This window comes from Nostoc piscinale CENA21, from assembly GCF_001298445.1.
Lineage (GTDB): Bacteria > Cyanobacteriota > Cyanobacteriia > Cyanobacteriales > Nostocaceae > Nostoc_B > Nostoc_B piscinale_A.
Genome location: NZ_CP012036.1, coordinates 682,517 through 705,776, shown reverse-complemented (window position 1 = coordinate 705,776; position 23,260 = coordinate 682,517). Strand labels below are relative to the sequence as shown.

Genomic DNA, 23,260 nt, shown 5'->3' with positions numbered 1-23,260 from the left:
GAACTCGTCGATAAAATTAAGTTAGAGAATACACAGATGCACAGACCTCGAACACTACCAGCCTTTACCCAAAAAGAATATGAAGATGCTCAGACATATCTTGCTATTAAAGTAGCTTATATGATGGGGCGAAAGTTTGAAGAGGGAGATTGGGCAGATGTTTACTGTCGTGCAAAAGGAATCCCCAAGGCTGGGTGGTCTAATTTAAATATTGATGTGATGTATGATCTTCTGGGCGTAGAACATAAGATGCTTTGCTATCGATCAAAACCTGATTTAAGAGATGCTTGTGGTACAACTTTAATGCACCCCGCAGCTACGCGCTCAATCCGAATTCCAGTCGATGATCAAGATCCAAATCAAGTTATGCGTAATGTCCTAACACAATATGGTGAACTGATCAATCAACGGAGAAATAAAGTGAGTCAGCAAGCTCAATCTTCTGGTATTCCTGATATGAGAACTGGATGGTTGCTGTGGCAAGAAAGCTTACGACAGTTTTTATATTTTGAAGAAGAAATGCTCATTCCTAATCCAGATGATTACTATGCAGAATGGAAACCTTCAGGTGGCGGTTCCAGGAAACAAAGTCAAAATTTATGGATTTATGAAAGAGAAACTGGCAAGAAAAGATATTCTGTCACAACATCAGCAGGTGCTAAAATTCAACCTTACTTTGATATTCCATCTCCAATTGATCCCAATCTTTACATCTTCACTGTGATTGGAGAAGTTTTGAATACTGGTTTAATCAGAGTTTGGTTAACAGAATCAACCAAGAGAGAATTAGAGCGACTAGTGGGTTCACTAGATACAAAAATTGTTAGCGAAACAATTTTGAGAGTTGTAGGTCAATTAAGTGAAATCATATCATCAGACACTGATGATTTTGAAATAGGCTACCCCATCCTTCTGACTCAAGATGCTTATGCCGCATTACAAGAAAAGCTGCCAGGAGTTAACGACGACCACTGTTTTAGATTGCTGACTCAATATCTAAGACACAAAAATGATTGAGAGGTTATTTGAAAAGTCATTCATATCCCTCATAACCGGACTTGCAAAAGCTAAACTGAACTTAAGCTTTTGCGTCGCCGTTATTATCTGCGGCTTGCATTTTCTCCATAATTGCTGCTTGAATTTTGGCATCAAAATCAGGATCGTCTACAGTCGTAATTATCTTGTGTGGATGCTCATTTAATCTATCAAGATAAGCCCGAAATGCCAGCTTGTCATCACGATGTTGTAGAAAGTATCGTCTCAATTCTTCATCAGACATAGCAGCATAGTTAACCTGACTCATCAAAACACCTCACCGTTTGGTGTAATCTGGAACTCTAGATTTTCAGCGTTTCCAGCCAAAATATACAAGTTATTTGTGCGCTCATCAATGCAAACAAGATGTATGGGCTGAAGCAAAATATATGTTAGCCAATAGCTAAGTCGATATAAACCTCTCAGTTGGGTATCTGTTGGCATTCAAGGCACTCACTTCACACACCGCTTATTCTACACTCCTTTAAAATTGGAGAGTAAATGACCCTCAACAAAGTTCCAGTTATTATGATTGTTGTAAGTGATACTTCACCAATTACAAACTTGGCAGATATCAAGCAGTTAGAATTGCTGCAAAAACTTTACAATCAAATTATTATTCCAGTTTTTATTCAAATAAATATCAGGTGCGGTAAATTTCATCAACACACCCTACTGGATTTTGGTGTCGTCATTATTTTTTACACGTTTTATACCGTGATAGGATATTGTGTCGCCAGATTTGCTAATTTCATAGATTGACCTTGGTCTTGTTAGTTTTTGTGTCAATTTAGAAGATGCATCTGGTGTGGTTGCATAGAATGCACGAGCTTGTTCTTCTGTTTTGTGCATAAAACAAGAAAAAGTGTTCCATCCCACTCCATCCTGCATTCTGAGTATTACCGATGCTAAAAGGCTTACATTTTGTCCTTTACTAATAAGCGCAATCGAACAGAGTTCAGTAATTGTGTGAATTCTACAACCTTCACCATCGAGTGAATTTATTTTGTAGGGCAACACGTTAGGTCTTGGATCAACAATTCCCCTGAAGACTTCTCTCTCAAAAAAATAGTAAATACCTCGTGCTACATATGACATCCACTGTGATAATATATCTAATCTAATTCCTCCTGCCTTCCCTAATGAATTTCCAGTTTGTGTTCCATATCTTGCCATCACAAGCGTAAGCAGATCGATATCTGAGATGGCTTTAGGATTTTTTAGCGTTTGTTGAGCTTTTATAGCTGCTTCCAGATTAGTCGGGTGTCCGTAAAGAGCAAGAATTTCGTTGTCCCAAATAGACTTCTGATTATTGCAGGTTTTGCATACATCAATAATGGCAGCATCTGCGTTCTCGTTTTTACCTCTTCTTTTATATAGAGATTTTGCTGGAAGGTGTTCTTTATTGAATTCAATGTACGGCTTCTCTTGGCAACAATAAGGACAGAGTTTATGTATGGATGGTTTCATAACGCTACTTTCTTATCAGCAAGATAAAAGCAATTATTCAGTAGATTATTTTGGATATAATCAGCATAACTGCATTAGTATACAAAAATTTTTCATACAATTACCTAATACTCGGAAAAATTACTGTGTAATTAACCTAACTTTTTACCTATGTCCACCAGAAGACTCTTACTAGACAACACAGTTGTTAGACCTCATAGGTTATCAATAAACTCTTCGACTGTAACTTGTGCTTGCTTAAGAATGCCGCTCAAAGTACCAACCTTCAATTCCTGATGCACAGGGACAACGCAGCCTATTTCACCTTCTGCGATCGCCTTTTTCATCACAACATGACTACCTGTTTGACGAACTTGCTCAAATCCTAACCGCTCCAGGGCGCGAATTGCTTCTCTGCTTGAGATTCGTGGTAGCTTAGGCATAACTGACTTCAATGCTAGTCACAAATCTAGGAGATGTTTCAGGTAGGGGAAATTCTTCTAAGTAGAGCTGCGTCGCTTCTTTCAAACCCGCGATCGCTTGTTCAATTGTCTCTCCTTGATCTACCGTGCCAACTTCTGGACACTCAGCTATATACACATCATCTTCTTTGTAAAGAATCACTGTAAAGCTACGAGTCTTCATTAGATTTTAGTTCCAAACCCTTTTCTGTCTAGCATAACATCACCCTTTTCCCATCAAGGTGATTCCTAAAAATTCCTGTCTGCCAGATATTGATACATTTGCCAGCGTGCATCAACTTCGGCTTGTGCTTGTTCTAACAACTGCTTGGCAATTTCTGGTTTACTCTTGGTGAGCATTTTGAAGCGATTTTCTTGATACATTGATGCTTCTACAGATTGCGTTGGAGGGCGCATATCTAATTGTAAGGGGTTCTTACCTTGTTCTTTTAATAGGGGATTGTGGCGATACAACAACCAACGTCCTGATTCTATCAAGGCTTTTTGGTGATTCATTCCGGTGGTCATGTTGATGCCGTGGGCGATGCAATGGCTGTAGGCAATAATTAATGATGGGCCTTCGTAAGCTTCGGCTTCTAAAAAGGCTTTGAGAGTGTGGTCATCTTTTGCGCCTAAAGCTACACTGGCTACGTAGACATTACCGTAGTTCATGGCCATTAAGCCTAAGTCTTTTTTGGGTGCAGGCTTACCACTGGCGGCAAATTTGGCTACTGCTGCTTTGGGGGTGGCTTTGGAAGATTGACCGCCAGTATTAGAATATACTTCTGTATCCATTACCAAAATATTGACGTTGCGACCACTGGCTAACACATGGTCAATACCGCCAAAGTCAATATCATACGCCCAACCATCACCGCCGATAATCCAGACGCTTTTCTTAACTAGGTAATCTGCAATTGATTTTAAATTGATAATTTTAGATTTTAAATTAGCGTCGATCGCAGCAGTTAAAATGTGATCTAATTTATCTTTTAATAAGGCAACTCTTTCTCGTTGTTCCCAAATATCTGCTTCATTTTTTTGTTCGGCACTGAGTATGGCATGAACGAGATTATCGCCGACTTCACTGCTGAGTTGTTGTAATAATTCGGCGGCAAATTCGGCTTGTTTATCTATAGATAAGCGATAACCAAAACCAAATTCGGCGTTATCTTCAAATAAACTATTCGACCAAGCGGGGCCGCGTCCATCGGCATTGGTTGTCCAAGGGGTGGTGGGGAGGTTGCCGCCGTAGATGGAAGAACAGCCTGTGGCGTTAGCAATAACTGAGCGATCGCCAAACAATTGGGTTAATAATTTTAAATAAGGTGTCTCACCACAACCAGCGCAAGCACCAGAAAATTCAAATAAGGGTTCTTGTAATTGTTGTTGACGAATTTGGTTTAATTTTAAATTTCTCCGGTCGGGATTAGGTAAGTTTAAAAAGAAATCCCAGTTTTGCTTTTCTTGTTCTCTTAAAGGGAGTTGCTGCGCCATATTAATGGCTTTTTTCGTTGGTTCAGATTTACTTTTAGCAGGACAAATATTTACACAAATAGCGCAACCTGTACAATCTTCGGGGGAAACTTGAATAGTAAACTTTTGATGATTAAAATCTTTATCTTTGGCATTCACCGACTTAAAGGCGGATGGTGCATTAGCTAATTCACTTTCTTGATAAACTTTGCCACGGATAGCACTGTGCGGACAAACCATCACACATTTACTGCATTGTACGCAGACATCCGGTTCCCAAACGGGGATTTCTTGGGCGACGTTGCGTTTTTCCCACTTGGCTGTACCTGTGGGGAAGGTTCCATCTGCTGGTAAGGCACTGACAGGTAAATCATCACCTTGCCAAACCATGATTTTACCGAGGACTTCTTGGATAAATTCGGGCGCACTCACAGGTAAGGAATTGGTCGAGAATAGTTCTTCATCTAGCCATTTACCTTGTTCGGCGGTGGGGATATTGACTTGATGCAGATTATCCAGGGTCATATCGACCGCTTGCATATTCATGCGGACGATATCTGCACCTTTTTTTACTGTATGTCTTTTCGATCGCCTTTTTAATTTTGGCGATCGCTTCTGCTTGTGGCAATACCCCGGCTAAAGCAAAAAAGCACACCTGCATAATTGTATTGATGCGTCCCCCCATGCCACTTTCACGGGCGACTTGGTTGGCATTAATTACATACAATTTCAGTTGCTTCTCTAAAATTTGCTGTCGCACTTTGAGGGGGAGATTTTGCCAAACCGTTTCTTTATCAAAAGGACTGTTTAACAAAATGGTTGCCCCAGTTGCCGCCCCTTGCAGCACATCCACCTTTTCTAGAAATACCCAGTGGTGACAGCCAATAAAGTTAGCTTTGTCTATCAGGTAGGTAGACCGTATCGGTTGCGGCCCGAACCGCAGGTGAGATACGGTCATGGAACCGGATTTTTTCGAGTCGTAGACAAAGTAACCTTGGGCGTAGTTATCGGTTCCCTCGCCGATAATTTTGATGGAGTTTTTATTCGCCCCCACCGTACCATCGGAACCCAAGCCGTAGAACATCGCCCGGACGACGCTATCGGGTTCGATGGAAAAGTTGGGGTCAAAGGAAAGGGAAGTGTGGGTAACATCATCGTGAATACCCACAGTGAAATGATTTTTTGGTTTTGGTTGAGATAAGTTGTCGAAAACGGCCTTCACCATTGCGGGAGTAAATTCCTTGGAGGAAAGACCGTAACGACCACAGATAATCATCGGTGGGACTTGATCTCGACCACTGCCACGGGCAGCGACAATTTCTGAGGGAACCTCATCTCTACCGCTACCACGGGCAGCGACAATTTCCGAGGGAACCTCATCTCTGCCACTACCACGGGCAGCAACAATTTCTGAGGGAACCTTGTCTCTACCACTACCGCGTTCAGCATAGATTTCGTGGATAGCTGCGACCACATCGAGATATAGTGGTTCGCCTGTGCTACCTGCTTCTTTGGTGCGGTCTAAAACCGCGATCGCTTGTACAGTTTCTGGTAACATTTGCACAAACCTTTGGATATCAAAGGGACGGTAGAGGCGTACTTTCACCACGCCGACTTTTTCCCCACGGGCGTTGAGATAATCAACTGTTTCATGGACGGTTTCACAACCAGAACCCATGATGACAATTACCCGTTCCGCATCTTCAGCACCGTGATATTCAAAAATGCGGTAATATCTACCTGTGCGATCGCCAAATTGATCCATGATATCTTGGACAATCTCTGGACAGGCGTTATAGTAAGGGTTTGCGCCTTCCCGCGATTGGAAATAAACATCTGGGTTTTGGGCAGTACCCCGCAACACAGGGCGGTCTGGGGTTAAAGCACGGGCGCGGTGTTCTAAGATTAATTCGTCGGGAATGAGCGATTTAATATCGTCATCCGCCAGTAATTTCACCTTCTGCACTTCATGAGAGGTGCGGAACCCGTCAAAAAAGTGCATAAACGAAACTCTGGATTTGAGAGTCACTGCATGGGCGATGAGGGCTAAGTCGTGACTTTCTTGCACTGAAGCGGAACACAACAAGGCAAAGCCAGTCGCCCGCGCCGCCATTACATCACTATGATCGCCGAAAATGGATAAAGCGTGAGTAGCCAATGAGCGTGCAGCCACATGAACAACTGTGCTAGTGAGTTCCCCCGCAATTTTGTAGAGGTTAGGAATCATTAACAATAGCCCCTGAGAAGCCGTAAATGTGGTACTCAGAGAACCTGTTTGTAATGCCCCATGAACTGCGCCAGCCGCACCACCTTCACTTTGCATCTGCACAACGCTGGGAACCGTACCCCAAAGATTGGGACGACCTTCTGCTGACCAAGCATCCGCCCATTCACCCATCGCGGAAGAGGGGGTAATAGGATAAATAGCAATTACTTCATTTAATTTGTAAGCAACACGGGCAACAGCTTCATTCCCGTCGATGGTTGCAAAGGTTTGACTCATAATTGTAGTCCTAGCCTTTAAACGGCACTATCAGACAGCGTTGTGGTACTAATTAGAAATAGTTAAAGCCTGGAAGTTGGTGATTCATGTTAGCTGTATCCAACTGGAAAATCCAATATGTATAGGTAGGATTATCCCTGGTTAGGATAATATTTGATTGACCACTTGCTGGCTTTAGAGTTGACTCTAAATAGTGATTGTATGCTCTTAGTATCTCATCCGAAATACTTTATTTAATAATATCTATTAACGATGTACTCAAGGGCAGGAACAATCTCTATTCAAGACTTTTCAATAGATGCTTTTGATTTGTGGGGGTAGAGGTGCGGGGACTGATTTGAGTTTTCAAAACAGTTTTATCTGCCTAATTAATCTATTCTAAAATTTTAGCGGCTGATATTTAAAAGCACAAAATTAATTTGAAAAATATGCCAATAGTCATAATTTAAATATGTCTATGGTCACAAATAAATCATTAATTATTCTGGGTTAATATTTTTAGTCTGGGGCTGGGGTGGTATGGAAGATGGGCGTGGTGTCAGATGATTGCGTAAAAATAATAAAGGAATACTCAGTAAACCTAAAATCATCACCACTGCTGTGAGAATCCACACTGCTAAACGATTGGGTTGATAATCTCCCCGTTCAATTTGCCAGAAAACCTGATTATATCGCCACGCGGCTAAGGCGATCGCACTTACTCCCACAATTACTAAAGCAACTCCTAAATTTTCCGAGTTAAATAGGGGATGAACCACAGGTTCCTGTTGGGTAATGGCTGTATTTAATTGGCGTAAAAATAGACCAAACCTTGCAATAGCAAAACCAAAACCAATTAAGGCAATAGAAGTTCTCAACCAAGCTAAAAAGGTTCGTTCATTGGCTTGATGTTCTCTCTGGCGGTCTATTTTGTTCATTAGTCAAGTAATATACAACTCCTAATACTCTCCGCGCCTTTGCGTCTCTGCGTGAGATAATATTATATGACGTAACTGCGATCGCTCCGACCAACGCCACCAGATTGCCAAAGTTGGTTTTGCAGTAAAATCACGATGGATGGCGTAACGCAACCAACAAAATTTTAAACAAATCCCTGGTTCATAAGTTAACAACCAGGTTTGTTCATACCTGACTAAATCACCTATCCAAGCAGGTGCTAAATTTTCATTTTGCGCCACCTTAATCATAAAGTTAGCAAAAGCGATCGCATCATCCCGATGTTTTTTAATTCCCGTCGGTAAATAAGTTTCCGCATATCGCCAAAACAAAGTATTAAAATTTTTCCCCAACACCTTAGCAGTGCGCGGTAATAATTCCCGTATTTCCCCTAACCGCTTCCACTTCAGAGAATTAGCAAATATATTGACTTCCTGTGATGAAACTTCAGCTAACTGCTGCACTTCAGCATCACTCAAACCAAACTCCACACCCACTGCTTGGGGGTTGGCAAAAAAACGCCCTCGAAATTCAGTATTGGTGTAAAGCTGGGCTAAAACTTGCTGGGTTTGTGCTAACCCCATCTTTGATAACTCCTAAGCTGTTAAGTATTTAATTTGTGGTGTTGCTAATTACGAGGATGATTTTTGTCTCACGCATTCGCCGCTAGGCGTTCCGCTTGCGGTAGACGCAAAGGCGCAAAGAGCAAGAGTTTTAAAAGTGGAATTTTATGATCTCATCCCGCATTTATGCAAAGCCTAATTTGTATATATGACTTACGCAAACTCTACGATTTCTTGGCGTTCTTGGCGACTTGGCGGTTCGATAAATTAGATTTTTTGACGATTTTTGTGTAAGTCCTGTATGGGAATTACGCAACAACTCTCTCAAACTCTCTTAACTTCGTGTCCTTTGCGTCCTTTGCGGTTCGTTTTGTCATCAATATTATTCCCCACTCCCACCCCAGCAACTTGGTATGAGAATTTCTCGTGCTGTCTGCAATTCTTGGACTATTTCTGTAAACGGAGGTAAATTTTCATCCCGTTCTAACACTATCCCTTTCACGGGAATACGGGCTACCACTTCCGCCATTATTTGCCAAACTTCCGCAGGAGTTGACTGGGAATGACTATCAATTAATACCCCATCATGCCAATGTCCGCCGACGAAATGCAACTGCACAACACGTTCCCAAGGTAAATCATTGAGAAAATCATGCACATCATAACCATAATTCACTGCATTGGTATGTAAATTCGTCACATCCAACAGCAAACCACAGTCAGCACGTTCTACCACTTCCGCCAAAAATTGAGCTTCGGTCATCTCTGCACCAGGAAGTTTTACCATATAGGTAATATTTTCCAGAATTAACGGCACATCAACAAAGCGCCGCACTTCGGCAATATTGCGACAGAGTATATCTACCGCCTCTTTGGTGTAAGGTAAGGGTGATAAATGCCCAATATCCACACCGCCAGCTTTGGTAAAACAAATATGTTCACTCCACCAAGGCGGGTTAAGTTGTTGAATGAGTGCAGCAAGTTTGCGTAAATAATCTGTATCTACACCTTCTGCACTACCCAGCGACAAATTAATGGCGTGGGGAATTATCGGAAAATGTGCAGCCAGTATTTCTAACTCTTGTTGTTTTTGTACTGGTGCATCCAGATAATGTTCCGCCACAATTTCCAGAAAGTCCACTTGTTGACGGTTGAGAAACAAATCACTTTTGAATGGTTCTCGAAAACCCAACCCGACACCCAAAGTAGGAAGTTGAGATAACATCATTTTTTAGTCTCCACCACAACCGCCACAACCACCACCACAGCAGGAACCGCTACAACCACCACTACAACCACCACCGCCACAGCCACCAGAACTACTATTTTGTCTACTGGCGGTATTTATCACAGGTACAAAAATATTTTGATATCTGTCGTAGCGACTTCCAGCGAGTAACTCAAAGCCATAAAGTGCGACAGCCAATTTGTATTCCAATTCCGAAGGAATACCAATTTCTACTTTTTGTCTTAACTGCGCGAAGGTTACTTCTGGGATATCAGCTTGAATTTTCGGTTTTAATTGTCCAAATGTGGTTTCGAGTTGTTTGAGGTAATTTTTCCCCAGCGTGCTAAGACGAGGTATTTGAGAGAGACTATGGAGAAAATAAACCGAAAATATTCCCACAATGATGAGATAAGCGACATTATGGGAATCATCTAATAACGCTACTACCAATTTAAAGCCACCTAGCATCAGAATGATAGAAATCCCGATAAAACTAACTAACTCTTTTCGGACTTGCATTTGTTCAGAAGTTAGTAGTTGTTCATTTTGTAATTGCTGTTGATAAACTGTGCAGTGCGGCTGCAATTTTCTAGCTAATAACCATCCAGATGTTCTTGGTGTTGTTGGTGTAGTGAACCAATCAAATGCTTCACGTTGTATGGTTGTTAGCAGAGATACATCAGGATGATTTTCTGCTTGTTGGATAGAGTCTTCCGTGATTTGTAAATAACCGCGCTGTGACAAGTCCATCACTGCTACCTTTGCTACTCCCATTTCTTGAGAACGCAAGTAAGCGATTTTATAAGGATCTGGTTCAGAGGGAATGAGGGGTAAAGGTTGATTTCTCGTATGATCTTGCATAAACCAGCGACCAACTAACGCCGTGATGATGACAACAGCACCATAAAATCGCAGAAAATCAACGTTATTCATGTCTGTGATGATGTTAGCGATCGCCACCACTAAACAAATTACCAGTAAGATAATGAATAACTTGAGTATTAGCGATTTTATAACTGTGCTTGGTACAGGTTTAGTTAACATTTTCTCTAACCACCACAACCACCACAGCCACCACCACAACCACCACCGCAAGAACTACCGCAGGAACTCCCGCTACTGCAAGAACTACCGCAGGAACTACCACTACTACATGAACTACTAGACGAACTACTGCGGCTACTTCTCGTAGAATAAACTGGCGGAAAGAACGCTTTATAGTAAGCATCGTAGGCAGTTCCAGCCAAAGACTCAACACCAAATAGTGCTAATACTAGTAAGTTGTTGTTGACAATAGAAGTTTCGCGCAGTTTGTTGAAGGTGGTTTGCAGTTGTTGCAGATACCTTTTTCCCAAATGGCTGAGAAACTTGTGCTGACTCACATACCACAGCAGATAAATAATGGACGACACACCCATAATTATCAAAAAACCAACGTTATAGCGTCCCTTACCCAAAGCTATCAGCAACTTATAGCCACCCAAGCCAAAAATTAGCATCGCACCAACCAAGCCGACTTTAATATTCCATTCTTGCCACTTCGCACCATACAGCAGTTGTTCATCACACAACTTTTCTTGATAAGAATTGCAGAATAACTGTACACACTGAGTCGCTAACCACAGAGATGTTTTAGCTGTAGCAGGTTCAGAAATTTTCTCAAAAACTTGCCGTTCGACTAGTTGTAAATTTGAGATGTCAGGATGGTTAGATGCTTTACTGATAGTCTGTTCGCTGACTTGCAAATAACCCTGCTGAATCAAGTTGAATAATACTAAATGAGCAATTCCTGTGGCTTGAGAACGCAAGTAAGCGATTTTGTAAGGATCTGGTTCAGCCGGAATTAAGGGTAAAGGCTGATTTTTTGTTGGATCTTGGACTAAACGCTCACACAATAACAAAGTTGCGGCAATAACAATACCATACAATAGCAGAAAGTTCGGCCCATACATATCTGCAATAAAATTATGCAGTAATGTATCCATTACTTTTACTCCTTGTTAGGAAATGCCTAAAGTTAGGAACAATTAATTGTCAAAATCTCGGTAGCGGTTGTTTAATTCATCTCGCTTTTTCAACTCTGAAATGTATTATATCACACTCAGTTTTAGCCACCACCGCAGCCACTACCGCAAGAACTTTCGCCAGTTTATAACCATCTAAACCTAAAATAATTCAACGTGCCAGTTGCGTAAGTCCTGTCGATATACAAGCCTTGCTTCCATAAAATACTCCTCTCCAACTGGAAGCTTAAAGCCAACTTTCACCATGCCACAAAGCATCATAGGCGGCTTCGGTACAATGTTTTTTTATTTGGCCATCCTGGTGTCTTGATCCGCCGTATTGCGTCTATCGTAGAGTGCAGTTAGTGGTTAAGTCGAGATTAGTTCAACCGTGTGTCCATCGAAATCTCTGACGACCGCCCGCCGTCCCCATTCTGATTCTATGGGTTCTGACACGATTATGGCAGCAATCTTTCGTAGTTCCTCAACAATCCCGTCAACATTCGCGACAGTGAATCCAAATCGAGTATTTGCAGTCGAGTCATCTGCGGTACGCTGCGGATAGATTTCAAATGTTAAACCATCGATCAAACAAGCGAAGTGTTCGGAACCCTTACCGTGCGAATGGCGAACAAATGTTAACCCAACCGTTACGTAGAAGGTCATGGCTCGATCAATATCGGATGAACGTAGTACAAGTAAATTCAGTCTGGTCGGTTCTTCGTGCATTTCAGCCAAATAACTATTGGTTATATGGAAAGTTTTCGTATAATCTTTTTCTCAATCCTAATATATTAAGTATGACAGAGTATTAAACTGGCACTTTTCTATTAACTCTCCATAAAATATACGCAGGAACCAGAAAATTTAGGAAAATTGTAATTTTACTCGCCACTTTTAATTCTCAATTTTGTTCCACATCTTTTACAAAAAGCCGCATCTAAATCATGAAAAGCTAACCCACAGACGGAACACACCGTTTCTACTTGATTAGCATTTTTTACCAACCGCTTAATTAAATCTCCCACTTGCCAAGGAATTAAGGTGACACCTGTTAAAATCATTAACACTGTCAACAGCCTTCCCGCTTCGGAAATTGGTGTGACATCTCCAAACCCGACAGTCGTCATCGTGACAACAGAAAAATAAAACGCATCCAAAAATGTAGTGTAAACTTGGGGGTTTACTGGATGTTCAACTTGATAAATTAACCCCGAATAAATAAAAATAATTGCAAATAATGTAAACAATATCCGCACGAAGATTAAACTATCTTCACTGCTGACACTGGCAAACAAAAACTTCTGATCAATAAACCTAATTAATCTTAAAATCCGAAACCATCTCAGGAGGCGAATAAAGCTGATATCTACTGCGCCTAAGAAAAATGGCAATATCGCCATTAAATCTAAAATGGCATAAAAACTAAAAACATACTTCAGCTTGTTTTCAGCACTCCAGAGGCGAATTATATACTCTACCGCAAAAATTACCAGGATAGCAGTATCTATAAAATCAAGCTGCAATCTAATATTATAAGGAATATTATAAGTTTGGGCAACAAAAATTCCTGACGAAATTAGCACTAAAGCCGCAATTGTCAGATTGATAAATTTTCCAGTAGGTGTTTCCAAGTCTGTTAAGTAAAATTCTGTTTTTTCTCTACTTATTAACATATTTATTCGACCTTTAAAACTTTTACTGAAATTTCATCTATATGGAATATGATTGAGCCTGATTTTTCACTAGTAATAACAACAATGAACCAAGAATATTTTATGCGTTTAGCTCTGGAAGCTGCCAAAAAAGGTGATTGGCCTTATGGTGCAGTAATTGTCAAGGATGACGAAGTTGTTGAAGTAGCATATAATACTGTACAAACAGATAGTGACCCATCTGCACATGCAGAAATAAATGTGATTCGCAAATTAACAACTAAACTCAAAAATCCTTCTTTAGAAGGTTACAGCATATATACGACTTGCGAACCTTGTCCGATGTGTGCAACAGCTTGTGTGTGGACAGGTATATCAGAAATTATCTATGGTGTTTCCATTCAAGATTTAGTCTCGATACACCAGTCACAGATTCATGTTTTTTGCGAAGAAATAATAGCCAAGTCTTTTAGAAATATCAAAGTGACAAAGGGTGTGTTAAAAGATGAATGTTTGGCTTTATTTATACAGAGTTAATTCTCGTAATAATATCAGGTGCTAAATGTCAAAAATAATTGGTTTAGACGGATTAACAGTAGCAGAAGTCAATCAAGAGTTAGCTAACGGTGCTAAATTTGTTGTTTTTCTTTATTGCTTTTCGATAGTAATTTTAACATTTAAACGTAGCTCTAATATCTATTTTATTAAATCTGGGGAAAATACTCTGAAAAAAAAGCTTAAAATTTACTGTGATGTCTTTATTTCTAGGCTGGTGGGGTATACCTTGGGGCATTATCTATACAATTCAATCTGTGGTGACAAATTTGCAAGGTGGTAAAGATGTCACGCCACAAGTAATGTCGGCGCTGCGACAGCCATAATTTTGAGATGAATCGAGAGTTAATCAGACTCATTTAAATAAGATAAAAAGGTATTAGCGATGATAGCAGCCTGGGTGCGATCGCGCAAACTCAAGCGATTCAAAATATTCGTGACGTGATTTTTCACCGTCCCTTCGGAAATATATAATTCTTGGGCAATTTCGCGGTTACTCGCACCTGTCGCAATTAACTTTAAAACTTCTTTTTCTCTGGGTGTGAGTTCAGTTAAACTCGGTGGTACGGGTTCTGATGGTGTGGGGATACCATGCGGAAATTGATTTAATAGTTTCTGCACAATTCCTGGCCCCAATTGAGTATAACCTTTATGAACAGCGCGAATTGCCACAGCTAATTCTTCTGAGGGTGTATCTTTGAGTAAATAACCCATAGCACCGTGTTGTAATGCAGCCGAAACATATTCATCATTATCAAAGGTAGTAAGAACTAAAATTTTAATATTCTCATAATGTTGATGAATTTCTTTAGTAGCTGCCACGCCATCCATAATGGGCATTCTAATATCCATTAATACCACATCTGGTTGTAATTTTGCTGCTAATTCCACAGCAATTTTACCATTTTCGGCTTCGCCAATAATTTCTAAATCCGCTTCCAATTTTAGTAATTCTTTTAGTCCTTGGCGGATTAAGTTTTGGTCATCTACTAATAATACTTTAATCATGGCATTAAACTCAATAAAGGAATATCGACGGTAATTTGACAGCCAAAATTGGGACTAGTATGAATATTGAATTCTCCACCCAATGCTAAGGTGCGATCGCGCATACTTTGTAAGCCAAAACCAGTGGTATTTTGCTGAATATCAAACCCTCTGCCATTATCTTGCACCATCAACCGTAAACTATTTTTATTACTAGTGAGGGCGATAATTACTTCTGTTGCTTGTGCATGTTTAGAAATGTTCGTTAATGATTCTTGAATAATCCGATATAAGGCAATATTAATATCTGTTGGCGGAGGATAATCTAAATTAATAAAACAACTTGGACTAATACCATTAGCGCGATGAAAGTCCTCTAAAAGTACAGATATTGCCTGTTCTAAAGTTTTTTCTTGCAAGGGATTAGCCCGCATAGTCGAAACTGACTGGCGCACATCTTTTAAAGCTTTAGAACCTAATTCTTTGGCTCTAGCTAAAAATGTTTGAGCTTTTTCTGGGTTGGCATTCCATAATTTTAAAGCGGTTTCTAATTGTAAATTTAAAGCAGTTAAAGAATGTCCCAAAGAATCATGAATTTCCCGTGCGATGCGTGTACGTTCTTCTAGGGTGGCTTGATTCTCAATTCGCAAAGCATATTGGCGGAGTTTATCATTAGCGATCGCCAGTTTTTCTCGACTCTGTCGTTCAGCTAAAACTGTATTCATTAATAATAAAACGAAAACCAAACTTAACCCAAATAATAATGCTGTATTGAATGTAATAAACCGAAACCGCTCTTGGGCTTGTGGTGGTAAAGCCTTGGGTAAGCGGGAATTTAAGGTAATTAAAAATAAACCAAAAGATAAACCCGTCACAACTAAACGCCCTGATAGTTGAAAAATTAAACAACTACGGGTTACTAAAATCAGATAAATGAATGGAAACAATCGCGCCACTCGCCCACCAAACATCCCCGTAATAAATAATAATAAAATTTCAATCGCTGTATAAATTATTTTATTGATCGGTTTACCTGTGGGGATTCTTAAACCCATAACACCAAAAATAATCAAACAGCCAATGGTCAGTTCAGGAAATTGATTGGCGTGACTAGCAAAACGCGGTGAAGATTCAGGAAAAGTAGATGATGAAATGGCAAGAGTGAGCAATATCCATTCTAAATACAGTAAAAACCGAAAGGGATGATTGTGAATTTGAATAGTTTGATTCATAGCAATATGAGATTTAGAGTGTTACTAGAAAATGGCGAGATTATACTTAATCCCGCCTTTTGTTGTCACTTGAATTTACTAATTATTGTTACTCAAATAGCAGAAAAATAAAGCATGACTAAAGTCATGGGTCTAAACATGACTTTCTCCTCATGTGATGAATAAGCGTAAATTCCTATGATGATGGCATCCTCAAACGGAACAGAAAACAAGGTACAAAATGAAACTCAAATCATTATCATTCATTGCTGGTGCGATCGCTCTGACTCTGACAACAACTTCCTTAGCGGTGAAAGCTCAAGCCTTCTCTCATTCTCCTCTGTTAGTAGCCCAAGCAGAAGGACAAGGCCGCTGGCAAGGTAAAAAAGGCCCTTGGGCAGAATTAGGTCTAACTGACGCGCAAAAGAGCCAAATTGAGCAAATTCAACGCAACACCCGCACTCAAATTGAAAATGTTTTCACTCCAGAACAAAAAGCCAAAATCAAAGCAGCAATGGAAGCACGCCGCGCCGAAAGACAAGCAAATCCAGGACAGCGTGTCGGCCGTCGAGGTGGTAAGAAGTTTGCTGATTTGAATTTAACAGAAGCGCAAAAAACCCAAATTCGGCAAATACGTGAATCTTCCAAACAACAAATTGAAGCTGTTTTGACTCCCGAACAAAAAACCAAACTTCAGCAATTACGTCAAGAAGGTAAAGAACGCCGTCAACAACGCCGCCAACCTAATACCTAATTCTGGCAATTCAGCCTTGAAAACACGACTAGTACAGCACGGCGTAAATAAACAGACCATAAGAAATTGCTAAAAGGCTTGTGGTATCAATATTCTTACTTTTTCCTTTTGACTCTTGCGAGTGACGCTCCTGCGTCGTTAACGCTGCGCTAACGCCAGTTGACGACAGTTGCCTCAAGTCGGGAGACCCTTTCAGCAGTTCCTCCTGGGGGAAACCCCCAAGACCGGACTGCTTCACCACGGCACTGTCTCTTTTATGCCGGGGAACCCGTCCACCGCACTGGCTCACTTTTTACTTTTGCCTTGTTGTACTAGTTATTTAGCCAGGGTGGGCATTATTCTCCCACCCCATCAATCTTTTAATCTCAAAATTATGCAAACTGATATTGCTTCCTCCAAATCTACGCCTCCTATCCAACAATTTTTAGACAAACTCGATCGCATTACAGAAGCACGCGGCAAAAATGTGCCACAAATTGTTTATCTAGAAAAATTGCGATCGCTACCTGCTGGCAGTTTTGGTCAAGCTTGGGTTGATTTCCTCGATGCACACAACCTCAAACCTTTCACTACAGGTATTCGCCGCAAACAACTTCATGATGGCGTTCACGTCCTCACTGGGTACGGTGCAGACCCCACAGGCGAAGCAGAAGTACAAGCATTTTTATTAGGCGCAAAATTCGGCGTATTTAATGTTCTATTAGGCTTAGGACTATTAAGAGTTATTTATAAAAATCTGGATTCTCGTCAAGAATTTACTTGGCAAAGATTATGGCAAGCATATCAGCGCGGTCGTCACTCCAACTTTGACCCAGATACTTGGCAACCTGAATTAGTTTGGCACTTACCACTAACTGAAGTACAAGCAATATTTTCTGTTAGCAAATAAATTTTTAACTTTTGATTTTTGACTGACTCAGGCTTCCTTGCAGAAGATGGCGAGAGGAGAGACGTTCTATCTCCTTTCGCATTCCCTAATTTCCTTCCCGACTAATAACAAAATTGGCAACACCTTTAGGATAAAGTTAGGAGTTAATCAAACTTCTAGCTTTTTTTATATGACCAAAGAATTTGCTATTGGTAGCAAAGTCCGAGTTGTGGCGCTACCACCCTACGTCAAAACCGCCGATCCCATGCCAATGTTACGTCCACCAGATGTTATCCATTTGGGTGAAGAAGGTATAGTTCTTGACCGCCGTCCGGGAGGTTATTGGGGTATTCGCTTTACCAGAGGTGCTTTTCTTCTCGATAGCCAATATATCGAAAGCACAGATCCCTCTAGCGAATCTGAGTCAGATCCAGGGAACAGAGAACAAGGAACAGGGAACAGTGCAGACTGATGAAGAGAATTCACATCTTGCACCTAGCGACTGAAGTCGCGGCTACACAGACAAAACCCTTAATTTTCTTTTAGTCCGCGTAGGCGGACTACCCTGCGGGAAGCCGCTTGCGCGTCTACGTTTTTATAGCCGCGAATTCCATTCGTTGGGGCTAGGTACTTACAGAGGTAAACTTATGTAAAGTTGTAATTATAGTTTGCACCATGATTTCGCGGCGCAATTTTTTGAGTCTATTATTTGCCAGCTGTTTTACTCTCATTTGTTGGCTCAACTTTTCACCTGCGGCTAACGCGCTGGGTGGTAAACTACCAGCAGTAAATCAACCTGCACCAGAGTTTACATTGCCCACAAATACAGGCGACGGCAAAATCTCTCTGACTGATTTGCGTGGTAAGTGGGTAGTACTTTACTTTTATCCCAAAGACTTTACCTCTGGTTGCACAATTGAGGCGCGGCGTTTTCAGCAAGACTTACCTAAATATTTGGCAAAAAATACGCAAATAATTGGCGTGAGTGCTGATGATGTCGATTCTCATGCTGAATTTTGCGATTCTGAGGGATTAAAATTTCCACTTTTAGCTGATACAACTGGCGCAGTTAGCAAAGATTATGGTTCTTGGATTGGTTTTGTGTCGATGCGCCACAGCTTTATTATTGACCCAGAAGGTATCTTGCGCGAGACGTTTGTCAAAGTTAATCCCTCGGTTCACAGTCAAGAAGTGCTAGCAAGATTAGAACAATTACAATCTTCAGCTTCTTAGAAGATGTGTTTCCCATAATTCACATCTTGCACGGAGGCGACTGAAGTCACGGCTACACAGACAAAACCCTTGATTTTATACGCGGTTCAACACATATAACCTGATATCAAGTTGTAGAGACGTTGTATACAACGTCTCTACTGGGGTGGGGAATAGGAAGACTATGTTTTGAAAGCAACTTAGTATGAGTGTGTTTAGCTGCGATTTTGCATCCAGCTATTTTTAAGCAAAGGAAGAAAAGCCAAGATTTGGTGGTATATCTTGAATGCGTCCTGGGCCGATCGCTCGTAGTGCTTCTTTGAGTAAAATATCGCCAGTATACAAAGCGCGTCCCACAATTGCACCTGTGACACCTTGTGGTTCTAAGGCTAATAAACTCAACAAATCAGTTACCGAACTCACACCACCAGAAGCAATTACCGGGATGGAAATCGCATCGGCGAGTTCGCGTAATGCTTCAATGTTGGGGCCACTAAGAGTACCATCACGGTGAATATCAGTATAGATGATGGCTGCTGCACCTAATTCTTGCATTCGCACCGCGAGTTGGGTAGCTAAAACTTCCGAGGTTTCTAACCAACCACGGGTGGCTACTTTCCCATTTCGCGCATCAATACCGATGATAATTTGTTGGGGAAATTCTTGGCAGAGTTCTTGGACTAGCTGTGGTTGTTCGACTGCGACAGTTCCCAAGATTGCCCATTGTACACCCAAGTTAAACACTTGCTGCACACTAGAGCGATCGCGTAATCCTCCACCGATTTCAATTGGTACTGATATGGCTTGAGCGATCGCTTCAATTGCTTTCAAATTTACTACTTTACCTGCTTTTGCTCCATCTAAATCAACCAAGTGCAAGCGAGTTGCACCTTGATCTACCCATTGTTTAGCAACATCAACAGGATTCTCACTAAAAACTTGGGATTTTTCATAGTCTCCCTGATACAGTCGCACACAACGACCTTCAAGTAAATCAATTGCTGGTATTACATCCATTTGTTTTTCCTTGGCTAATTTTAAAAAAATGAGGAGTAGGGAAAAAAGTTTGAAGTGTGAAGTATGAAATCAAATTAGACCTCTTGCACGAATGTTTTATGAATGAAATTGATAACTGTACAAACCAGATTTTTCAACTCAAACCATATATAGCCTGCGTGGTGCGCCAAGCGCAGCGCAAGCGCGATAGGCAGGCTTTGTTTTTATAGCCCCAGACTTCCAGTCTGAGGAGATAATTGGATTCACGCAAGAGGTCTATTCTTTAGCCTTCTTGCCTCCTGCCTCCTGCCTCCTGCCTTTTAATTCCTTCACAGCTTGACGAAAACCAATCACAACCAAAATATTGGCTAAAGTTAAAAAGACTTCCGCACCCCCATGTAACCAATCGACATTTGCCAAAGCTTCGCCATAATGAACTTTGGCGTAAATACCGGCGGGGATGGTAATACCGACAAATACAAGTGTGCCGTAAAATCCATACAGTGCTAAACGGGGTACTTGTTGACTGCGGCTAAGAAACCACAAGAAACCCAAATAGGGAAACAGGGAAAGGGCAAACAGGGTTTCTTTTGAGATCATGGTTCTGATTTAATAGATGAGACTGCAACGTTATTTGTGACATTTTTGGCAGACTTGCTGGAACGCCAAATCCATACCGCAGCTGCCCAAAGTGTAAAATTACCAACTAAAGTCATGGTAGCTTGCAAAGTTACCAGCCATTCTAGAGATTCTGCATTGTCAAAATAATGCCAAGTGCAAGCACACATAGCACTCACCAAAGCTGGTAACATGGCTAGGGACAATCCCCACCAACTACGATTACCAGTGAGTTCGCCGTAAGTCCAGATTAACCAAATCGCGGCAATCCACTCAATAACGCTAGAAATGTGAATAATCCAAGTGGGAATTGATAGGGCGTGCATAAATAAGTCAAAAGTCAAAAGTCAAAAGTCAAGAGTCAAAAGTTAATCTTCCTCTGATTCTTTCTTCTGTTCTTCAATCTTCCCATAAGGAAATTCTTCTTTGATTGACAAGATGGCTGACATACTATGAACTGTTGAGAAAAAGTTGATATTCTAAAATCCAAATACTGAAGATGGGAACTATGCGGGCGTTGTTGTCTGGTTATTATGGCAAAGGTAACGGTGGTGATGAAGCTTTACTGGCGACACTTTTACAAATGTTGCCATCTCATGTTACGCCTGTGGTGCTTTCTGGCAATCCCGAAGAAACGCGCGATCGCTACAATGTAGAAACTTACAATCGCATGGCTATACTACCTGTGCTGCAAGCTTTACGTTCCTGCGATGCTTTTATTTGGGGTGGCGGTAGTTTAATTCAAGATGTTACCAGTACCATTAGCCCTCTGTATTATGGGGGATTGATGACATTGGCGCAAACAATGAATTTGAAAACCATTGCTTGGGCGCAAGGGATCGGCCCTTTATTGCGTCCCCAAACGCGCTGGTTAGCCAGACGCAATTTTGCTGGTTGTACCAAAGTTAGTGTCCGCGATCGCGCCAGTGCGGCTTTATTATCAGATTGGCAAATTCCCCACATCATCGCACCTGATCCTGTTTGGGCGCTACAAGGAAAGCCAGTCCCCGGACTTGCCGATTTACCTGCGCCGCGAGTTGCTGTAACATTGCGATCGCACCCTCAACTCACACCAACACGCCTAGCTAACCTCACCAAAGCATTAGTTGATTTTCAAAAAGCTACCCAAGCATTTATTTTATTGCTGCCATTTCAAAAAAGTGAAGATTTAGGCATAGCCCAAGCCATTCAACCCCATCTAGCTGATGTTAGTCAAATATTGTGTCTGGAAGATCCACAACTATTAAAAGGTGTATATCGTGGTGTTGAAATGGCAATTGGAATGCGGTTACACAGTTTAATTATGGCTGCGGCTGAAGGTTGTCGCTGTTTTGCCTTGAGTTATGATCCCAAAGTCAATCGTTTAATGGAAGATTTAGCAATACCTGGCTGGGATTTAGAAAATTTACCAGATGACCCAAATATTATCAGTAAAACTTGGCTGGAATATTATTCCAATGGTAAACCACTTTTGCCAGAAAAAATTCAATCTTTAGTAGATAAAGCCTTAATGCACCGCGAACTATTGAGTGAAGCTTTAAGTTAAAGTTTTGGGTTGAAATGAATAGAGACGATTTGATGTATGAACGTACCTCTGAAAACTTACAGCAAGCTCTTGATATTTATACTCATAAAGGTAGAATTTTATGCGCCGTATGTGGTTCTGAGGTAATAATCATCTGTTATGAAGATACAGAATTACAAATAAAACATGAATTAAAGCCTGGATTTTATTGCCCAGTTAGCCCAAAACATATATAGGCAAAATTTGTCATGTTGAGAAGTGTAATTTAAAAGTGATTGAAATTCTATGCGATCGTCTAAACTGTCGCATCTTTGAACCAAAAATTAATCATTTTATTTATTAAAGTCAACTCAATCTTAAAATTATTACAAATATAATAAGATTAGCCAGGGCGATCGCGGCTAAATCTATAATAGAACAATGCTATCAAATTCTCCTAATTTATTAAGACTATCGCAAGGACAACTCAACTTACTAGAACGTTGTCCCCGCCAGTTTCAGCATACATATTTAGAGCAACTCAATTCTCCCGCAGATCCAGAACACGAAGAAAGGCAAACTTTAGGTAGTCGGTTTCACTTGCTAATGCAGCAGCGAGAAATAGGTTTACCAATTGATAGTTTATTAAAAGCCGATCCTCAATTACAAAAGTGGATGTCTGCTTTTGCTAATGCTGCACCAGACATTGTAACGCCTACAACCAATAGTCAAACCTTCCGCGAAAGCGAACACTACCGTACCTTACAAGTTCAAGATTATTTACTAACTGTTATCTATGATTTATTAATTGCAGATAACCAGCAAGCACAAATTTTAGATTGGAAAACCTATCCCAAACCACCAGATAAACGTAAATTAGCCCAAAACTGGCAAACACGCCTTTATATGTACGTATTAGCCGAAACCAGCGAATACTTACCAGAAAATATCTCAATGACTTACTGGTTTGTTCAATCTGAAGGTAGACCACAAAATATAAAATATACGTACGATAATCAGCAACATCAGCAAACTGCAAAAGAACTCAATCAGCTATTAAATAATCTAACTACTTGGCTAAAACTTTATCAAAAAGGTCAACCATTCCCACAACTCATCGAGACTAGTAAAGCCTGTAATTACTGCCAATTCGCTGTTCGTTGCCAACGTACACCATCAACTGAAGATACAGTAACATATCCATTACTAAATATTGATAACATTCAAGAAGTCACACTTTAAATTA

29 protein-coding genes are annotated in these 23,260 nt (G+C 40.8%); 10 read left to right on the top strand and 19 right to left on the bottom strand.

The window, feature by feature from the left end; genetic code table 11:
* The first annotated feature begins 36 nt into the window (after positions 1-36).
* Entirely contained in the window at positions 37-1,017 is a 981-nt protein-coding gene (locus ACX27_RS03150; RefSeq protein WP_062288300.1) for a hypothetical protein, read from the top strand.
* A 61-nt stretch (positions 1,018-1,078) separates the two neighbouring features.
* On the opposite strand, the gene ACX27_RS03145 is transcribed toward ACX27_RS03150, so the two are convergent.
* Positions 1,079-1,303, bottom strand: coding sequence for a DUF6887 family protein (locus tag ACX27_RS03145; protein ID WP_062288297.1), 225 nt, complete (start codon positions 1,301-1,303; stop codon positions 1,079-1,081).
* Positions 1,303-1,479, bottom strand: a complete 177-nt coding sequence (locus ACX27_RS35580; protein ID WP_418006690.1) for a DUF6888 family protein — start codon at positions 1,477-1,479, stop codon at positions 1,303-1,305. Before ACX27_RS35580 ends, ACX27_RS03145 begins: the two co-directional genes overlap by 1 nt.
* Positions 1,480-1,536: 57 nt before the next feature.
* Here ACX27_RS35580 and ACX27_RS35980 point away from each other — a divergent pair, with 57 nt between their 5' ends.
* Positions 1,537-1,797 carry a PIN domain-containing protein gene (locus tag ACX27_RS35980; RefSeq protein WP_470381958.1) on the top strand — a complete coding sequence of 87 codons (261 nt, stop codon included), beginning with the start codon at positions 1,537-1,539 and terminating at the stop codon, positions 1,795-1,797.
* Here the strand turns inward: ACX27_RS35980 and ACX27_RS31490 are convergent.
* The 12 genes from ACX27_RS31490 to ACX27_RS03090 all read right to left on the bottom strand — a co-directional run bounded on the left by ACX27_RS31490 (position 1,708) and on the right by ACX27_RS03090 (position 13,330).
* Positions 1,708-2,505, bottom strand: a complete 798-nt coding sequence (locus ACX27_RS31490; protein WP_062288294.1) for a hypothetical protein — start codon at positions 2,503-2,505, stop codon at positions 1,708-1,710. The two genes, ACX27_RS35980 and ACX27_RS31490, sit on opposite strands and share 90 nt — an antisense overlap.
* Positions 2,506-2,699: 194 nt before the next feature.
* Positions 2,700-2,927, bottom strand: a complete 228-nt coding sequence (locus tag ACX27_RS03135) for a type II toxin-antitoxin system HicA family toxin (protein ID WP_062288291.1) — start codon at positions 2,925-2,927, stop codon at positions 2,700-2,702.
* Entirely contained in the window at positions 2,920-3,129 is a 210-nt protein-coding gene (locus ACX27_RS03130) for a type II toxin-antitoxin system HicB family antitoxin (protein ID WP_062288288.1), read from the bottom strand. Before ACX27_RS03130 ends, ACX27_RS03135 begins: the two co-directional genes overlap by 8 nt.
* Positions 3,130-3,194: 65 nt before the next feature.
* Positions 3,195-4,967 carry a 4Fe-4S dicluster domain-containing protein gene (locus tag ACX27_RS33275; RefSeq protein WP_235526476.1) on the bottom strand — a complete coding sequence of 591 codons (1,773 nt, stop codon included), beginning with the start codon at positions 4,965-4,967 and terminating at the stop codon, positions 3,195-3,197.
* Positions 4,933-6,924 carry a pyruvate:ferredoxin (flavodoxin) oxidoreductase gene (gene nifJ / locus ACX27_RS33270; RefSeq protein WP_235526475.1) on the bottom strand — a complete coding sequence of 664 codons (1,992 nt, stop codon included), beginning with the start codon at positions 6,922-6,924 and terminating at the stop codon, positions 4,933-4,935. The genes ACX27_RS33275 and nifJ overlap by 35 nt, the downstream gene beginning before the upstream one ends.
* Before the next feature lie 479 nt (positions 6,925-7,403).
* On the bottom strand, positions 7,404-7,841 hold the full coding sequence (locus ACX27_RS03120) for a YidH family protein (protein WP_062288285.1): 438 nt from the start codon (positions 7,839-7,841) through the stop codon (positions 7,404-7,406).
* 21 nt (positions 7,842-7,862) lie between these two features.
* On the bottom strand, positions 7,863-8,444 hold the full coding sequence (locus ACX27_RS03115) for an SCO6045 C-terminal-like domain-containing protein (RefSeq protein ID WP_062288282.1): 582 nt from the start codon (positions 8,442-8,444) through the stop codon (positions 7,863-7,865).
* Between the two features lie 361 nt (positions 8,445-8,805).
* The gene (locus ACX27_RS03110) at positions 8,806-9,651 is read right to left on the bottom strand and encodes an MbnB/TglH/ChrH family RiPP precursor modification enzyme (RefSeq protein WP_062288279.1); all 846 of its coding nucleotides are present in this window, start codon (positions 9,649-9,651) and stop codon (positions 8,806-8,808) included.
* A 3-nt stretch (positions 9,652-9,654) separates the two neighbouring features.
* Positions 9,655-10,746, bottom strand: a complete 1,092-nt coding sequence (locus ACX27_RS03105) for a TIGR04222 domain-containing membrane protein (protein ID WP_235526474.1) — start codon at positions 10,744-10,746, stop codon at positions 9,655-9,657.
* Positions 10,701-11,636, bottom strand: coding sequence for a TIGR04222 domain-containing membrane protein (locus tag ACX27_RS03100; RefSeq protein WP_062288273.1), 936 nt, complete (start codon positions 11,634-11,636; stop codon positions 10,701-10,703). Before ACX27_RS03100 ends, ACX27_RS03105 begins: the two co-directional genes overlap by 46 nt.
* A gap of 387 nt (positions 11,637-12,023) precedes the next feature.
* Positions 12,024-12,383 (bottom strand): VOC family protein, encoded by a 360-nt coding sequence (locus ACX27_RS35575; protein ID WP_418006686.1) that lies wholly within the window; start codon positions 12,381-12,383, stop codon positions 12,024-12,026.
* Between the two features lie 155 nt (positions 12,384-12,538).
* The gene (locus tag ACX27_RS03090) at positions 12,539-13,330 is read right to left on the bottom strand and encodes an ion transporter (protein WP_062288270.1); all 792 of its coding nucleotides are present in this window, start codon (positions 13,328-13,330) and stop codon (positions 12,539-12,541) included.
* 84 nt (positions 13,331-13,414) lie between these two features.
* Here ACX27_RS03090 and ACX27_RS03085 point away from each other — a divergent pair, with 84 nt between their 5' ends.
* Both ACX27_RS03085 and ACX27_RS34790 read left to right on the top strand, forming a co-directional pair.
* A complete protein-coding gene (locus tag ACX27_RS03085) occupies positions 13,415-13,846 on the top strand; it encodes a nucleoside deaminase (protein ID WP_062298105.1) in 432 nt (143 codons plus the stop codon).
* Between the two features lie 215 nt (positions 13,847-14,061).
* Complete coding sequence (locus tag ACX27_RS34790) at positions 14,062-14,190, top strand: hypothetical protein (protein WP_256364380.1); 129 nt, start codon at positions 14,062-14,064, stop codon at positions 14,188-14,190.
* 19 nt (positions 14,191-14,209) lie between these two features.
* On the opposite strand, the gene ACX27_RS03075 is transcribed toward ACX27_RS34790, so the two are convergent.
* Positions 14,210-14,872 (bottom strand): response regulator, encoded by a 663-nt coding sequence (locus tag ACX27_RS03075; protein ID WP_062288267.1) that lies wholly within the window; start codon positions 14,870-14,872, stop codon positions 14,210-14,212.
* A complete protein-coding gene (locus tag ACX27_RS03070) occupies positions 14,869-16,083 on the bottom strand; it encodes a sensor histidine kinase (protein WP_062288264.1) in 1,215 nt (404 codons plus the stop codon). Before ACX27_RS03070 ends, ACX27_RS03075 begins: the two co-directional genes overlap by 4 nt.
* Positions 16,084-16,303: 220 nt before the next feature.
* Between ACX27_RS03070 and ACX27_RS03065 the strand changes: the two genes are divergently transcribed.
* The 4 genes from ACX27_RS03065 to ACX27_RS03050 all read left to right on the top strand — a co-directional run bounded on the left by ACX27_RS03065 (position 16,304) and on the right by ACX27_RS03050 (position 18,917).
* The gene (locus ACX27_RS03065; RefSeq protein WP_062288262.1) at positions 16,304-16,816 is read left to right on the top strand and encodes a Spy/CpxP family protein refolding chaperone; all 513 of its coding nucleotides are present in this window, start codon (positions 16,304-16,306) and stop codon (positions 16,814-16,816) included.
* 256 nt (positions 16,817-17,072) lie between these two features.
* A complete protein-coding gene (locus ACX27_RS03060) occupies positions 17,073-17,705 on the top strand; it encodes a ubiquinone biosynthesis protein COQ4 (protein WP_235526473.1) in 633 nt (210 codons plus the stop codon).
* A gap of 169 nt (positions 17,706-17,874) precedes the next feature.
* Positions 17,875-18,156 carry a regulatory protein SipA gene (sipA, locus tag ACX27_RS03055; RefSeq protein ID WP_062288259.1) on the top strand — a complete coding sequence of 94 codons (282 nt, stop codon included), beginning with the start codon at positions 17,875-17,877 and terminating at the stop codon, positions 18,154-18,156.
* A gap of 203 nt (positions 18,157-18,359) precedes the next feature.
* The gene (locus ACX27_RS03050) at positions 18,360-18,917 is read left to right on the top strand and encodes a peroxiredoxin (protein ID WP_062288255.1); all 558 of its coding nucleotides are present in this window, start codon (positions 18,360-18,362) and stop codon (positions 18,915-18,917) included.
* Between the two features lie 222 nt (positions 18,918-19,139).
* On the opposite strand, the gene hisA is transcribed toward ACX27_RS03050, so the two are convergent.
* From hisA to ACX27_RS03035, 3 genes are all read right to left on the bottom strand, one after another.
* Entirely contained in the window at positions 19,140-19,913 is a 774-nt protein-coding gene (hisA, locus tag ACX27_RS03045) for a 1-(5-phosphoribosyl)-5-[(5-phosphoribosylamino)methylideneamino]imidazole-4-carboxamide isomerase (protein WP_062288252.1), read from the bottom strand.
* Between the two features lie 255 nt (positions 19,914-20,168).
* The gene (locus ACX27_RS03040; RefSeq protein WP_062288249.1) at positions 20,169-20,492 is read right to left on the bottom strand and encodes a DUF3593 domain-containing protein; all 324 of its coding nucleotides are present in this window, start codon (positions 20,490-20,492) and stop codon (positions 20,169-20,171) included.
* Complete coding sequence (locus ACX27_RS03035; protein ID WP_062298101.1) at positions 20,489-20,836, bottom strand: DUF2499 domain-containing protein; 348 nt, start codon at positions 20,834-20,836, stop codon at positions 20,489-20,491. The genes ACX27_RS03040 and ACX27_RS03035 overlap by 4 nt, the downstream gene beginning before the upstream one ends.
* Before the next feature lie 182 nt (positions 20,837-21,018).
* Here ACX27_RS03035 and csaB point away from each other — a divergent pair, with 182 nt between their 5' ends.
* Together csaB and ACX27_RS03025 are read left to right on the top strand one after the other, a co-directional pair.
* Positions 21,019-22,056 (top strand): polysaccharide pyruvyl transferase CsaB, encoded by a 1,038-nt coding sequence (gene csaB, locus ACX27_RS03030; protein WP_062298100.1) that lies wholly within the window; start codon positions 21,019-21,021, stop codon positions 22,054-22,056.
* Between the two features lie 399 nt (positions 22,057-22,455).
* Positions 22,456-23,256, top strand: a complete 801-nt coding sequence (locus tag ACX27_RS03025; protein ID WP_062288246.1) for a PD-(D/E)XK nuclease family protein — start codon at positions 22,456-22,458, stop codon at positions 23,254-23,256.
* Positions 23,257-23,260: the final 4 nt, after the last annotated feature.

Excerpts from the sequence above, each read along its gene's own strand:
- ACX27_RS03150 (WP_062288300.1), top strand. The coding sequence starts at position 37 with ATGCACAGACCTCGAACACTACCAGCCTTTACCCAAAAAGAATATGAA.
- ACX27_RS03145 (WP_062288297.1), bottom strand. The coding sequence starts at position 1,303 with ATGAGTCAGGTTAACTATGCTGCTATGTCTGATGAAGAATTGAGACGA.
- ACX27_RS35580 (WP_418006690.1), bottom strand. The coding sequence starts at position 1,479 with ATGCCAACAGATACCCAACTGAGAGGTTTATATCGACTTAGCTATTGG.
- ACX27_RS35980 (WP_470381958.1), top strand. The coding sequence starts at position 1,537 with ATGACCCTCAACAAAGTTCCAGTTATTATGATTGTTGTAAGTGATACT.
- ACX27_RS31490 (WP_062288294.1), bottom strand. The coding sequence starts at position 2,505 with ATGAAACCATCCATACATAAACTCTGTCCTTATTGTTGCCAAGAGAAG.
- ACX27_RS03135 (WP_062288291.1), bottom strand. The coding sequence starts at position 2,927 with ATGCCTAAGCTACCACGAATCTCAAGCAGAGAAGCAATTCGCGCCCTG.
- ACX27_RS03130 (WP_062288288.1), bottom strand. The coding sequence starts at position 3,129 with ATGAAGACTCGTAGCTTTACAGTGATTCTTTACAAAGAAGATGATGTG.
- ACX27_RS33275 (WP_235526476.1), bottom strand. The coding sequence starts at position 4,967 with ATGAATATGCAAGCGGTCGATATGACCCTGGATAATCTGCATCAAGTC.
- nifJ (WP_235526475.1), bottom strand. The coding sequence starts at position 6,924 with ATGAGTCAAACCTTTGCAACCATCGACGGGAATGAAGCTGTTGCCCGT.
- ACX27_RS03120 (WP_062288285.1), bottom strand. The coding sequence starts at position 7,841 with ATGAACAAAATAGACCGCCAGAGAGAACATCAAGCCAATGAACGAACC.
- ACX27_RS03115 (WP_062288282.1), bottom strand. The coding sequence starts at position 8,444 with ATGGGGTTAGCACAAACCCAGCAAGTTTTAGCCCAGCTTTACACCAAT.
- ACX27_RS03110 (WP_062288279.1), bottom strand. The coding sequence starts at position 9,651 with ATGATGTTATCTCAACTTCCTACTTTGGGTGTCGGGTTGGGTTTTCGA.
- ACX27_RS03100 (WP_062288273.1), bottom strand. The coding sequence starts at position 11,636 with ATGGATACATTACTGCATAATTTTATTGCAGATATGTATGGGCCGAAC.
- ACX27_RS35575 (WP_418006686.1), bottom strand. The coding sequence starts at position 12,383 with ATGCACGAAGAACCGACCAGACTGAATTTACTTGTACTACGTTCATCC.
- ACX27_RS03090 (WP_062288270.1), bottom strand. The coding sequence starts at position 13,330 with ATGTTAATAAGTAGAGAAAAAACAGAATTTTACTTAACAGACTTGGAA.
- ACX27_RS03085 (WP_062298105.1), top strand. The coding sequence starts at position 13,415 with ATGAACCAAGAATATTTTATGCGTTTAGCTCTGGAAGCTGCCAAAAAA.
- ACX27_RS34790 (WP_256364380.1), top strand. The coding sequence starts at position 14,062 with ATGTCTTTATTTCTAGGCTGGTGGGGTATACCTTGGGGCATTATCTAT.
- ACX27_RS03075 (WP_062288267.1), bottom strand. The coding sequence starts at position 14,872 with ATGATTAAAGTATTATTAGTAGATGACCAAAACTTAATCCGCCAAGGA.
- ACX27_RS03070 (WP_062288264.1), bottom strand. The coding sequence starts at position 16,083 with ATGAATCAAACTATTCAAATTCACAATCATCCCTTTCGGTTTTTACTG.
- ACX27_RS03065 (WP_062288262.1), top strand. The coding sequence starts at position 16,304 with ATGAAACTCAAATCATTATCATTCATTGCTGGTGCGATCGCTCTGACT.
- ACX27_RS03060 (WP_235526473.1), top strand. The coding sequence starts at position 17,073 with ATGCCGGGGAACCCGTCCACCGCACTGGCTCACTTTTTACTTTTGCCT.
- sipA (WP_062288259.1), top strand. The coding sequence starts at position 17,875 with ATGACCAAAGAATTTGCTATTGGTAGCAAAGTCCGAGTTGTGGCGCTA.
- ACX27_RS03050 (WP_062288255.1), top strand. The coding sequence starts at position 18,360 with ATGATTTCGCGGCGCAATTTTTTGAGTCTATTATTTGCCAGCTGTTTT.
- hisA (WP_062288252.1), bottom strand. The coding sequence starts at position 19,913 with ATGGATGTAATACCAGCAATTGATTTACTTGAAGGTCGTTGTGTGCGA.
- ACX27_RS03040 (WP_062288249.1), bottom strand. The coding sequence starts at position 20,492 with ATGATCTCAAAAGAAACCCTGTTTGCCCTTTCCCTGTTTCCCTATTTG.
- ACX27_RS03035 (WP_062298101.1), bottom strand. The coding sequence starts at position 20,836 with ATGCACGCCCTATCAATTCCCACTTGGATTATTCACATTTCTAGCGTT.
- csaB (WP_062298100.1), top strand. The coding sequence starts at position 21,019 with ATGCGGGCGTTGTTGTCTGGTTATTATGGCAAAGGTAACGGTGGTGAT.
- ACX27_RS03025 (WP_062288246.1), top strand. The coding sequence starts at position 22,456 with ATGCTATCAAATTCTCCTAATTTATTAAGACTATCGCAAGGACAACTC.